Source organism: Paenibacillus ihumii (genome assembly GCF_001403875.1).
In the GTDB taxonomy this organism is placed as follows: Bacteria; Bacillota; Bacilli; order Paenibacillales; family Paenibacillaceae; genus Fontibacillus; species Fontibacillus ihumii.
The window spans coordinates 347765-360011 of record NZ_LN884299.1 but is presented as its reverse complement, the minus strand read 5'-3'; the positions used below and the strand labels follow the sequence as shown (position 1 = coordinate 360011).

Here is a 12247-nt window from a genome sequence, read left to right as displayed (position 1 = left end):
ATATCCATGGACTAGTTGAATAAGGAAAGGGGCGAAGCAAATGGGGACCGTATTTGATACCGCGATAGTCAATGGAACCATTGTGCTGGAGAACCAAGCGGTGAAGGGAACCTTGTTAATCCAAGACGGGAAAATTGCAGGAATTTTAGACAGCCATAGCAGGGTTGACAGCCGGAAGCTGATCGATGCCGAGGGGATGGTTATATTGCCGGGCGCAATCGATCCCCATGTCCATCTATGGGAGCCAAGTCCCCAAGATTACAGGGAGGACTATAACTGCGGCTCCAAGGCAGCGGCCTCTGGCGGGGTAACGACCTTGATAGAAATGCCTTTAAGCGTTCCGCCGGTCATTGACCGTGAATCCTTCCAGTTAAAGAAGGAAATCGCAGACCGAAACTCCCTGATCGATTTTGCACTGTGGGGGGGCTTGATCCCCAAATCTGCGGATAATTTAAGTGAAATGCATGAATTGGGCTGCGTCGGTTACAAGGCCTTCATGTCCTACGCGAATGAGAATTACCCGCATACGCCGGATGATGTCTTATATAAAGCGATGAAGAACGCTGCAAAGTTCAACGGCCTCATTGGAGTCCATGCTGAAAACGCTGACATTGTAGAAGCCGCAGGCAGGGAAATGGAGCAAAGCGGTAATTTGAATCCGGAGTCATACCCGGACGGAAGACCGGCTTTGGCCGAGCTGGAAGCGATGGAAAGGGCCATTTTGCTCGCGGAAAATACCGGATGCCGTCTGCATATTGTCCATATGACTGTAGCCGAAGGCGGAGAAATGGTTCGCAAGGCGAAAGAAAAGGGGATCCGGGTTTCGAATGAAACCTGTCCGCATTACCTGTTGTTCGATAAATCGATCCTGAAGGAAAAAGGGCCGTTTGCCAAATGCAACCCTCCCATAAGATCGCTTGAGAATAAAGAGGGACTGTGGGAACAGATATTTAAAGGAAATATAGACTTCATCGGCTCGGATCACTCACCGTACACGGATGAGGAGAAGCTGGCAGGCAAGGATAACATATGGCAGGCCTGGCCTGGATTCGGCGGAATCGATGTCTTGCTCCCGGCTATGCTTAGCGAGGGCGTGAATGCCAGAGGACTGGGCTTAGTGGAGCTGGCCAAGCTGGTTTCAACGAATGTCGCGAAAACCTTTGAACTATACCCGAAAAAAGGGACCATTACCGTAGGATCGGACGCCGATCTGGCGATTGTCGATTTGAATCTGGAATGGGTCTATCAAGGCGAGCATTCGTTTTCGAAGACCAAAAGCTCACAGGGGATTTATGAAGGATACAAGTTTAAAGGCAAAGTGATGGCAACGATGGTACGGGGGACTGTAGTTTATGAGAATGGGAAAATCACGGAGGAATCCACCTACGGAGAGTTTGTCCCTATTCAGCGGTGATTGGGCAATCCCCCTTTGGGGGGCTCATTGAAATAATTGATTTTATACAGCATGGAAACAAGGGAGGCGCATGCATGAACGTTTTAGTAACAGGAAGCTCAGGGCTGGTAGGATCAACCGTGATGGAATTGCTAAGCAGCGAAGGCCATATTGCCGTAGGTTTTGATCAGAGAAAATCGCCGATCACGGATAAGTTTACGGTGGAGACGGGTGATCTGTGCGATTTTCCGAGGCTGGCATCGATCATTAAAAAATACAACATCAACGCGATAGTTCATTCAGGAGGCATCTCGCATCCTCATGCGGGAGAAGTCTCCCCCTATGAGACGGTGAGAACGAATATTTTAGGAACATCAACGATTTTTGAAGCCGCAAGAATATTTAATATTAGCAAGGTGGTTTATTTGAGCTCGGGGGCCGTGTACGGCAATAATTCCGCAGCGGTAACAACTATAGACAGCAAGGTTAATCCAGAGAACACGTATGCGGTATCCAAACTGACGGGGGAGCAGCTAGGGGAGGTGTATAACAGAAATTACGGGATGAATGTGATCTCATTACGTCTTGCTTTCGTTTACGGTCCCAATCGCTTCATGCCGGATCCGATTAAATCCCTTCTGGAGAGGGCCGTTCATGGGGAGGACATAGATGATGCGGCTGGTGGGGATCAACAGCTGGAATTCATCTATGTCAAGGATGCCGCTCTTGCCGTATATAAAGCGCTGCAGGCTGAAAATTGCAGTTCAAGCGTCTTTAATATTGGAACAGGAGTTAATACCAAGATAAAAGAAGTGGCGGCGGTAATTAAGAAAATATACCCTAATGTATACATCCGGATTGGCCCCGGAGATTTAGGCTATGACTTTATTGGTGCATTTGATTGCAGTGAAGCGGAGAAGCAGCTGCAGTTCAAAGCTAAATATCATCTTGAGGCCGGGATTACGGACTATGCGAAGCATTTGGAAAATATTCATAAAGCCGATAAATGAAAGCGCTTAATCAAACGAGAGCGGGTGAACTAAATGGGGAAAATTTCAGTGGGGTCGATTGATTATTTTATTATCTTCAGTTATTTCGCGTTCGTAATAGTAGTCGGGTTAATTGTTCAGAAGCTGATCAAGTCAGACAGTGACTTCTTTCTATCCGGCCGGTCGCTTCCGGCATGGATTACGGGTATCGCGTATTTGGCAGCGAATTTAGGAGCCCTGGAACTATTGGGGATGGCCGCCAGCGGCGCGCAATATGGCATGCTGACTATGCACTACTATTGGGTGGGAGCCGTACCCGCTATGTTATTCGTAGGCCTGTACATGTACCCATTCTTCTATGCGTCAAAAGCCAGAACGATCCCGGAGTATCTAAAGTTCCGATACAATGAAGCAACCCGTGGATTGAATGCCATTACGTTTTTTTATCCTGACAATTCTGTTCTCCGGCATTAGCTTATATGCTATGGGATTGATTTTTAGCGTATTGCTGGGATGGTCGATGGTCTTCAGTATCGTTCTGGCCGCGATCGTAGTTTTATTATACGTATTGCTGGGGGGACTGACTTCATCCATATACAACGAGGTTATTCAGTTCTTCCTAATATGGATCGGTTTGCTGCCCATTGCCTTTATCGGGATGTACAAGTTTGGGGGTATTCACGGCATCTTGGCCAACATGCCCGAGTCCTTCACGCATCTATGGCAGGGCTTAGGCAGCACTGCTGATAATCCAATGGGAGTTAGCTGGTTCGGAGTGATTATTGGCCTTAGCTTTGTTCTATCCTTTGGATATTGGATGACCGACTTTCTGGTCGCACAGAGGGCATTTGCTGCTAAGGATGTAAGAGCGGTTCAAAATACACCTATCTATGCCACCTTCTTTAGAATTATCGTGCCGATCGTAGTTATTGTGCCGGGGTTTATTGCCATTCCGCTGTTCCCTGAGCTGGGTACCGACCCTGATATGCCTTACAATCTGGCATTGCCGCTTACATTAGCCAAGCTGCTGCCTGAAGGGTTGTTTGGTCTAGGCATAACCGCTCTATTGGCTGCCTTCATGAGTGGGATGGCCGGTAATATTACAGCTTTTACTACGGTTTGGACGTATGATATCTACCAGGCTTATATGAAAAAGGATGGCAGTGAGCGGCATTATATTAAGGTCGGGCGTTTAATGGTGGTCATCGGTACAATACTTGCGGTTTTTGCTGCTTTTATCGCTGCCAAGTTCCCGAACATTATGGACTATATTCAAATGCTGTTCTCGTTCTTTAACGCACCGTTCTTTGCAACATTCTTCCTAGGCGTATTCTGGAAGAGAGCAACTGGATGGGGAGCGTTCTGGGGCTTGCTGCTGGGGATTATCAGCTCCTTCTTAATGTACTTCCTGATTCCAAGCGATTTCTACAGCACGATGGCCGAAGGCAACTTCTCTAGAGCATTATGGGCTTGGATCGTAACTATGGTCATTACTATAGTCGTAAGCTTGTTTACCAAACCAAAGCCGGAAAGCGAGCTTAAGGGATTAGTACGGAGCTTGAGTGATAAAATATCCTACCCGGAGCTTCCATGGTACAAACGGCCAGGTTATCTAGCCCTTATTTCTATCATTATTATGACTGTCATTAATATTTATTTCTGGTAAGCGATTTCATTTGCCCATGCATGTAATTTGGACGGCTGTAATGAAAACACGAGGAGTGAGATCATGAAGAGGCTAATATTTGATCTTAAATTTTTAACAGGCGTGATTTTTTGTTATCTGGGTCTAGTCTTGGTGGTTTTCGGATTATTTACCAACAAGACTACAGAGTTCTTTCCGTACAACATCAATTTTTGGTGGGGAAGTGTGACCTTCCTCTTTGGACTAGCCTTTTTCATAGCTGCATTCATCACACGCACGAAGTCTGAAGCATCTCAGACCTCTTAATATCGATTGCACCTTCGTTATTGTTTTGCATAAATGCCTTTGGGTATAAATCCACATTACACTTTAAGGAGATCACATATTATGGATTCTGCACTGAGACCAGCTCATATTTTTGTAGAGCCTTCCGAACAAAGGTTCAGGGATGATTACAGACGTTGGCAAGGGATACCTTCCATTGAAGTCACAGAAAAAGGAAGAATTTTTATCAATTTTTACTCCGGACAAGGTGCAGAGGTTGGCGGGAACATCATGGTTTTATGTGTGAGCGATGACCATGGACAGACCTTTCGCTCAGGCGTAGCCGTTGTAGAGCACCCTGACCCGGAATGCCGCATTTATGATCCGAACTTGTGGATCGATCCTTTTAAAAGATTATGGATGACTTGGACTCAAGCCCGCGGGTTTAATGATGGTAGAATGGGCGTGTGGGTTTCCATTTGTGAAAATCCGGATGCGGAAACCCTCAGCTGGACCCCGCCGCGTAGAATAGCCAATGGGATCATGATGAATAAGCCGATCGTAACATCAAAGCAAGAATGGCTGTTCCCATGCGCTATATGGTGCAACACTTGCGGAAGTACGCCAAGTGAAGATCATGGCTTGCAGCACGAACAGTTTTCCAATGTTTATGTATCAACCGATAACGGGAAGACCTTTGAGCTAAGAGGTCATGCGGATGTGCCCAATCGAAGCTTCGATGAGCATATGATCGTAGAGAAACAGGATGGAGCCTTATGGATGCTTGTCAGAACCTTTGATGGAGTCGGGGAGAGCATTTCGGAGGATGGAGGGTATACCTGGTCTCCAGGCAGGAAGAGCCATATCGATGGGCCGTGCTCACGCTTCCATATTCGCAGATTGAAGTCGGGAAGATTGTTAATGATTAATCATTATGACTTTAATGAAAGAATTGACCTGGAGGATATATTAAATCAGGGAGATGTGAAGAAGTGGAAGGGCCGAAGTCACTTGACTGCTTTATTGAGTGAGGACGACGGGAAGACATGGCCGTATACCTTATTGCTTGATGAACGCAACGAGGTATCTTATCCGGATGCCGTCGAGGCGGAGGATGGATATATCTATGTGACTTATGATTGGGAACGTGTGACACAGCGGGAAATTTTGATGGCACGTTTTACAGAGGAAGATATTATACAGGGGAAATGCAGCTCCCCAAATGCTGTACTCAAAAAAGTGGTCAACAAAGCAACAGGACAGCCAGATGTCGAATAAGACCTTAGTATAGTTTGTGTTGCTGAATGAAAAAAAGATAACAGATCATTCATCGTCCATAGTTGGCTTCTATTGTGTTAACTCCATTTCGCACCGCGTGCAGCTCCGAGCACGCAGTTCCCGAGTACTGCTCCGAGTGCAACCTCGGGGGAGCAGTTCCCGAGCACAGCTCCCGGCGCACAACTCTTGAGTGCAGCTCTAAATGGAGCTCCGGGCGCGCAGTTCTCTAGTGCAGCTCCAAATGCGGCTCAGGGCGTACAGCTTCTAACGTGAGGCTCCCAGCGCGCGGTGTTTCATTGCATGACGGTGGCCGATCGCCACATGCCTCAACAGTGTTCAAGCCGATTTACCCTTCTAACAGGGCTAAATCGGCTTTTTGCATTTGCAAAGCTTCTAGAAGAGGATGAAAGTCTAAGAAATTGTATGAAAACGGATGAAAGAGGACGAGGTTTGACGAATGGAGCGTGCGGTGATATTTTCAAATTAAGTTAAATATGTACAGTAATTAGCCCTAATAGGATGGAGGTGTTCTGATGGGAAGGGCTATTTCATGAGTACGGGAACATCCAAAGGTATGGGCACTAGGTGACGGCCCTGCTGCTTGACTAGGATACCGGGCATGTGAACCGGATCTGCTCACTTGGATACGCACCGGATACGTATCGGTATATGCACCAGATACGTATCGTATACGCACCGGATATGTATCGATAAGCATCGGTATACGCACAGGATAAGCGCCGGTATACGCGCTGGATATGTACCGGTATATGCACCAGATCGCATCGTATCCACACCGGATAAGCACCAGTATCCACACTGGTTGAGCGCCAGTATATGCTGGGTATACCCAGCAGAAGAATAATAACGGAAAAATGACTCTGCAGATGTGGGAGATTTGTTTTTCCAAAAAAATTGGAGCTGATTTCAAATGATCATTGATCTTTCCCACCTTATTGTAGATGGAATGCCTGTATTTCCAGGCGATGAAGAGACGGTATTGCACCACTCCAGACGCTTCGAGAAGGATCACTACAACAATCACCAGCTATCGATTAACATGCATGCGGGGACTCATATTGATGGCCCTATGCACTTAACGGATTCGAATATATATCTTAACGAGCTGCCCCTGGAGACTTTTATAGGAGAAGGGTGTCTGCTGGACGTATCGGCCGAACCAACTATTCATTACAAGGAAGAGTATGAACACATCATTCAACCTCATCAAATTGTGCTCTTGTACACGGGCCATAGCAAGCACTTTGGGGATGCGGGGTATTTTACGGACTATCCCGTACTGACCCTGGAATTTGCGAAGCTGTTAGTCAGGAAGCAAGTGAAAATGATCGGCATGGATACGCCGTCACCCGATAATCATCCATTTGATATCCACAAATATTTATTTAACCACGGTATGCCCATTGCCGAGAATCTGACTAACCTGGATCAGCTGTTGAATGTGAAATCCTTCGAGGTGATTGCACTTCCGCTTCATATTAAATCCGACTCTTCCTTAGCTCGGGTCATTGCCCGTTTGCCATAATTTCTTGTTCAGGCTAAAAACGTGAGGCTCGTACTTTTCACATCGCGCAGCCCTCAACGGTCGGTGTTTCGCTGCATGACGGCGGTCGGTCGACTACATAACTATTTTGCAACAATAATCATGATGGAGGTGCTCTAGTGGAAAGAGGACATTTTATTATTACAGGAACATCCAAAGGAATTGGCGAGCAGCTGGCGGCCCTGCTGCTTGATCTTGGACACCGGGTGTACGGCATTGCCCGGGGGGCTTCGGAACGGCTGCAAAGCTATGGGAATTACGTCCATCGCACGTTGGATTTGAACGATATTACAGCAATTGAATCCCTGATCGAAGGGATTGTTAATGAGGTAAATATAAATAACTCTAAAATATTTTGCCTGATTAATAATGCAGCCATGCTTGAACCGCTAAAGCCAATTGATCGCTGTACCGCCACGGAAATCCAGCAGCATCTGCAGATTAGCCTCGCTGCTCCTATGGCCTTGACCTCTAGCTTTATCCGGCATACCCGGGACATGGACATCAGAAGGAAAATCATCAATATTACCTCTGGCTCAGGCACGTATCCTGCTCCAGGCATGAGCGCATATTGTACGGCTAAAGCTGGGATCAACATGTTCACTCAATGTGTCGGAGCGGAGCAGGCGAATCATGCCCGGCCTGTGGAGATTATTGCCGTAGATCCGGGAATGGTCGAGACCGGACTGCAAGCAGCAGCCCGGGGTAAGGATGAGCAGGACTTCGGGATGGCCAAATACTTCAAGCAGGCCTACGAGGCCGGCCAAGTCCAGCCCGTGGAATCGCTCGGCAGGCTCTTATTGAAAATCATCGAAAACGAATATTCACCCGGTAGGCTTGTTCATTACGCGGATGTGGAGTCATAAGTTGTATGGATCAAGAACTTGGATCGCTATTTGGAAAGTGCCATGCGAGGTTGGGTTAGCCGGGTAGTTACGGACGCTACGTGCTGTACCGGCTGTGTGATGTGCTCATCAACGAAGATTGCAGGGGTATGGACTTTTTTATTCTACTACCGTTAGCAGGTAGCCGCGAAATCCCGCTTCGTTGATTCAGAGGGTGGTAGGGACTAACCTGTTACCGTAAGCAGGATAGCAATAGTATTGGTTACCCCGTGGATAATCATGGCGGGAACAACAGAACCCGTCCTTTCATATGCCCAGGCCAGAATGACGCCTGCAATGAAATTAACCGGCATCGCATTCAGAGTGGGATAATGCGCCGCCGTAAAAATTATCGAGCTGATCATTATTCCCCAGCCTATTCCCACTCGTGCACGCAGCCAGCGATACATGAAGCCGCGATAAAAGAGATCTTCATACAACGGGGAAATAACACCTGCAGTAATGATTGCGATAAGAACGGGGAACCACGTGACATTTTGCCGAAGGCTTTCTGTTTTGCTGTTATCCACCGTATTTCCCAGCAAGCTGATTGTTAAGAGCATAACCGCTGCGCTGAGCACAATAAGAACGAGAATCCACAGGAGGATCCGCCACCAATCCTTAACGGGGAATCTGCGGAGTCCGATCTCTGCCCATGGGAGTCGATGGGGACGCAGAGCAATGAAATATAGACCTGCCAACAGCACGATTGCGATTGTAAATCCGGTGAGCGTGCCTGCGTATAGCGGATTGCCCAGCCAGGACAGATATAAGCTCTGCACCCCGTGTTTAACCACGGCTATCACGAAGACGAATTCGAGCAGCAGAAGAAACACAAATTCTCTCCAAGACCATGGAGCTGTGGTTTTCCATAATGACGTTCTTTTCATAAGACGCACTCCTTCCAGTCTCTCACTGTGATATAATTTGCATTATAAAAGGTGACGTAACGTTACCTTCAAGCTTTTTTTTGCAGGAGGCAGGAATGACTAGCTGGACAACAGGACAAGTATCCAAATTGCGAAATATTTCGGTGCGAACGCTGCGTTATTATGATCAGATTGGACTTTTAACGCCGAGCCTGAAGCGGGATAACGGCCGCCGCTACTACTCCGAGGAGGACTTGTTCACGCTGGAGAAAATTATGCTGCTCAAATCGCTCTCCCTGTCGCTGGAAGATATCCAAAAGGTGCTGGGACAGCTATCCCTGCGGGACATCCTGATCGCTCATTACCATCATTTGCAGGAGAAGCTTGACTCTTTGCAGGCTAGCATCGCGAATACGGCTTCGCTCATCAATATGGTGGATTTGGAAGGCACGATCTCCTGGGAGCGGGTGTCGTCTCTCGTTCGGAATGACCGAATCGGGACGAAGAAATGGGTCGATTACTTCGCCGAGGAGGAGCGGGAATTCCTGCGCAGGGTTTTACCCGCTCTGGAGAACGGAGATCGGACTACCCAGCAGTACGTATCGCTGCTTCGGCGGATCGAGCATTGTGTGAAGCACGCTATCTCACCCGAATCGGAGGAAGCCTACGAGCTGGCGCTCGAGCTGATCAAGCTTTCGGACGAAACCTTTGGGGGAGACGCCGAGCTGATGGACCGGTTCTGGGAAGTGCGCAAACGGCCTGCAGAGGAAACCGGGCTGTATCCTGTGTCGCCAGAAGTTCTGGATTTTGTGGAGCAGTCGATATCATTTGCGCTGAAGAAGAGTGAAGATTATTGAAGATTCAAATCCTATAATCGTTCATTTGTAAATGTAAGAAATCCAGTTAGTCATAGCATCAATACGCCCTCGCTGATACGGCAAAGTGATATTTGTCGATCCGAGGCATGCCTTTTTCTGGTAAAATAGACAGCGCGGTTACTAGATCGGCATCTTGCGGAAGTTTTTATCGTATAACACGCAGGGGCAGACACCGGATGCATCGTCTATTTATTGAGATATAAGAATTTATAAGCTTCATTCTTATACAAGGCTTATATTTCTATGCGAAACGCAGTTGTGCCGTTCATGGGTGCGTCAGCCGTTTACGCTTGAGAGATTCATATAAAAGGAGTGGAGAACTTGCTTCGTGTAGAGGGCTTGTCCCATGCTTTCAAGAATGGCGGCGAGACCACGCTTGTTCTGCAGAACATCAATTTTCATGTCCGCAAGGGCGAGATGATTGCGCTGCTGGGCAGCTCGGGCTCAGGAAAGTCGACCCTGCTCAATCTGATGGCGGGGCTGATGAAGCCGACTGAAGGCGAAATTTATATTGCCGATCATAACATTGTGAAGATGAACGAGAACAAGCTGGCCGAGTTCCGCCGCGAGCATATCGGTTTTATATTTCAGGCTTATGAGCTGCTGCCGAACCTGACGGTGCGTGAAAATATTGAGATGCCGCTTGTCTTTCAATCTACCCGCCCCTCCGTCCGCAAGCAAAAAGCGCTGCAGCTGCTCGAGCAGGTCGGCATCCCGGACAAGGCCGAACTGTTCCCGTCCCAGCTGTCGGGCGGACAGCAGCAGCGGGTCAGCATTGCCCGGTCGCTGATTACCGAGCCTTCGGTCATCTTCGCCGACGAGCCGACCGGGAATCTGGATACGAAGACGGAGGAAGAAATTTTGGCGATCCTCAAGCGGCTTAACCAGACGATGAACACCACCTTTATTATTGTCACGCATGAGCGCGAGGTGGCGCAGCAAACGCAGAAGATTATTACGCTGCGGGACGGGCAGCTCCAGACATCACAGCCGGCTGTAGATCCGCAAGCGGAAGCAGAGGAGGTACAAGCTTGAGAATCAGCGATCTGACAAGGCTGTCTTGGGATCAGGTGCGGCGGCGCAAAGTCGTGACCATGCTGTGCGCAGCCGGCTTGTCCATAGGCTGTGCCGCAATTATATTGGCGATGAGCATCGGCGAATCGACACAACAGATCGTCGAATCCGAGCTGAACAGCTTTCTGAAGATGGATGAGATTACGGTCATGCCTAATTCCGGCGCCATGCCGGGCCAGGACAACCCCGACCAGGTTAGCGAAGAGGCGAATAACCGCGGGCTGCTGACGGATCAGAAGCTCGAGGTTATGCGCAATATGAAGCATGTAACGGCAGTCGCGCCATATCAGACATTCGATCATTTGGAAATGACGACAGCGGACAGCAAGGAGGGCTACGTCGAAGTGGTCGCTACGGATCTGACCCGGCTTAAGGACTTTGGCGAGAACTTTGGGCAGGGTAAGGCCGACAGCGTTGATATCAATTCAGTTGTGCTCAGTTACGGGGCCACGATGGGTTTGATGGATGAGGAGACTAGAAACAAACTGTATGAAGCAATGGAACGTTCAGGATATGATCGAAATTCGCAGGAGCAATACCGCAATATGATGGTCATACCGACAGCCATGTACCAGACGCAAATTCAGCTCGTGAAGTATGACGACAATGGCAAGCAGCTAACGAGCACTCCCTTGCAGGTCGTTGGCGTACTGAAGAAGCCCAAGGGCCGCAGCGATATTTCCATCGCCCAGGACAGCAAGATTTACATCTCAATCGAAACGGCCGAGCAGCTGCGAAAAGAGCTGATGCCTTCCTCGGTGCAAAGCAGTACTCCTACATACAACTCGGTTAAAGTGAAGGTGGATGCGGAGCAGAACGTAAAGCAGGTCGAGGAGCAGCTGCAGCGGCTTACCGTATCGACACAGTCGAATCTGCTGCAGAAGGAGCAGCTGGAGGAGCAATTCGCCGTGTTCAAGGCGATTGCGATCGGTGCGGGCGTCTTTATTTTGATCATCGCCTCGATCTCCATTATTGTCGCCATGACGATGTCGACCTATCAGCGCCGCCGGCAGATCGGCATTATGAAGGTGCTGGGGGCCAACCTGTCCCAGATCCGCAATATGTTCATTGTTGAAGCAGCCTTGCTCGGCTTCCTGGGAGGGCTGCTGGGCATTATGTTTTCCTACTGGATCGTATGGGGAATTAACGCACTCATTTTGTCATTGAATAGCGGGGAGTCGGATATATCGATTTTTATCCCGTATACAGCCATTCCGGTCGGGTTGGCCTTTGCGATCATGACAGGCATTATATCGGGCATTTATCCGGCGGTCAGCGCATCGCGGACGGATGCTTTAACCGCGATCAAGCGGGATTAAAGAGTCAATATCCGTTCCGCATGGCAATAAGATGCTCCGCCGAGACGTGCAGTAGAGGGACACGGGGCTGCATACAGAGTCATACACGGC

At 48.6% G+C, this 12247-nt stretch carries 11 protein-coding genes; 10 read left to right on the top strand and 1 reads right to left on the bottom strand.

Annotated elements, in window-relative coordinates; translation table 11 throughout:
• The first annotated feature begins 40 nt into the window (after positions 1-40).
• From allB to BN2762_RS09365, 7 genes are all read left to right on the top strand, one after another.
• Positions 41-1414: an allantoinase AllB gene (gene allB, locus BN2762_RS09395; protein WP_055106757.1), complete on the top strand. Its 1374-nt coding sequence runs from the start codon at positions 41-43 to the stop codon at positions 1412-1414.
• 74 nt (positions 1415-1488) lie between these two features.
• On the top strand, positions 1489-2403 hold the full coding sequence (locus tag BN2762_RS09390; protein WP_055106756.1) for an NAD-dependent epimerase/dehydratase family protein: 915 nt from the start codon (positions 1489-1491) through the stop codon (positions 2401-2403).
• A gap of 33 nt (positions 2404-2436) precedes the next feature.
• A complete protein-coding gene (locus BN2762_RS28050; RefSeq protein WP_262362802.1) occupies positions 2437-2856 on the top strand; it encodes a sodium:solute symporter family transporter in 420 nt (139 codons plus the stop codon).
• The gene (locus BN2762_RS09385; RefSeq protein WP_262362801.1) at positions 2810-4048 is read left to right on the top strand and encodes a sodium:solute symporter family transporter; all 1239 of its coding nucleotides are present in this window, start codon (positions 2810-2812) and stop codon (positions 4046-4048) included. The genes BN2762_RS28050 and BN2762_RS09385 overlap by 47 nt, the downstream gene beginning before the upstream one ends.
• A gap of 366 nt (positions 4049-4414) precedes the next feature.
• A complete protein-coding gene (locus tag BN2762_RS09375; protein WP_055106754.1) occupies positions 4415-5569 on the top strand; it encodes a sialidase family protein in 1155 nt (384 codons plus the stop codon).
• Positions 5570-6500: 931 nt separating this feature from the next.
• Positions 6501-7115, top strand: coding sequence for a cyclase family protein (locus BN2762_RS09370; protein WP_055106753.1), 615 nt, complete (start codon positions 6501-6503; stop codon positions 7113-7115).
• A 137-nt stretch (positions 7116-7252) separates the two neighbouring features.
• A complete protein-coding gene (locus BN2762_RS09365) occupies positions 7253-7999 on the top strand; it encodes an SDR family NAD(P)-dependent oxidoreductase (RefSeq protein WP_055106752.1) in 747 nt (248 codons plus the stop codon).
• A 203-nt stretch (positions 8000-8202) separates the two neighbouring features.
• Here the strand turns inward: BN2762_RS09365 and BN2762_RS09360 are convergent, their stop codons facing one another.
• Positions 8203-8907 (bottom strand): CPBP family intramembrane glutamic endopeptidase, encoded by a 705-nt coding sequence (locus tag BN2762_RS09360; protein ID WP_055106751.1) that lies wholly within the window; start codon positions 8905-8907, stop codon positions 8203-8205.
• A 95-nt stretch (positions 8908-9002) separates the two neighbouring features.
• Here BN2762_RS09360 and BN2762_RS09355 point away from each other — a divergent pair, with 95 nt between their 5' ends.
• The 3 genes from BN2762_RS09355 to BN2762_RS09345 all read left to right on the top strand — a co-directional run bounded on the left by BN2762_RS09355 (position 9003) and on the right by BN2762_RS09345 (position 12157).
• Positions 9003-9743, top strand: coding sequence for a MerR family transcriptional regulator (locus BN2762_RS09355; protein WP_055106750.1), 741 nt, complete (start codon positions 9003-9005; stop codon positions 9741-9743).
• Between the two features lie 342 nt (positions 9744-10085).
• Entirely contained in the window at positions 10086-10799 is a 714-nt protein-coding gene (locus tag BN2762_RS09350) for an ABC transporter ATP-binding protein (RefSeq protein WP_055106749.1), read from the top strand.
• Complete coding sequence (locus tag BN2762_RS09345; protein WP_055106748.1) at positions 10796-12157, top strand: ABC transporter permease; 1362 nt, start codon at positions 10796-10798, stop codon at positions 12155-12157. Before BN2762_RS09350 ends, BN2762_RS09345 begins: the two co-directional genes overlap by 4 nt.
• The last annotated feature ends 90 nt before the right edge of the window (positions 12158-12247 follow it).

Bases quoted from the DNA above. Each gene is read 5' to 3' on its own strand.
- allB (WP_055106757.1), top strand. From the start codon at position 41: ATGGGGACCGTATTTGATACCGCGATAGTCAATGGAACCATTGTGCTG.
- BN2762_RS09390 (WP_055106756.1), top strand. From the start codon at position 1,489: ATGAACGTTTTAGTAACAGGAAGCTCAGGGCTGGTAGGATCAACCGTG.
- BN2762_RS28050 (WP_262362802.1), top strand. From the start codon at position 2,437: ATGGGGAAAATTTCAGTGGGGTCGATTGATTATTTTATTATCTTCAGT.
- BN2762_RS09385 (WP_262362801.1), top strand. From the start codon at position 2,810: ATGCCATTACGTTTTTTTATCCTGACAATTCTGTTCTCCGGCATTAGC.
- BN2762_RS09375 (WP_055106754.1), top strand. From the start codon at position 4,415: ATGGATTCTGCACTGAGACCAGCTCATATTTTTGTAGAGCCTTCCGAA.
- BN2762_RS09370 (WP_055106753.1), top strand. From the start codon at position 6,501: ATGATCATTGATCTTTCCCACCTTATTGTAGATGGAATGCCTGTATTT.
- BN2762_RS09360 (WP_055106751.1), bottom strand. From the start codon at position 8,907: ATGAAAAGAACGTCATTATGGAAAACCACAGCTCCATGGTCTTGGAGA.
- BN2762_RS09355 (WP_055106750.1), top strand. From the start codon at position 9,003: ATGACTAGCTGGACAACAGGACAAGTATCCAAATTGCGAAATATTTCG.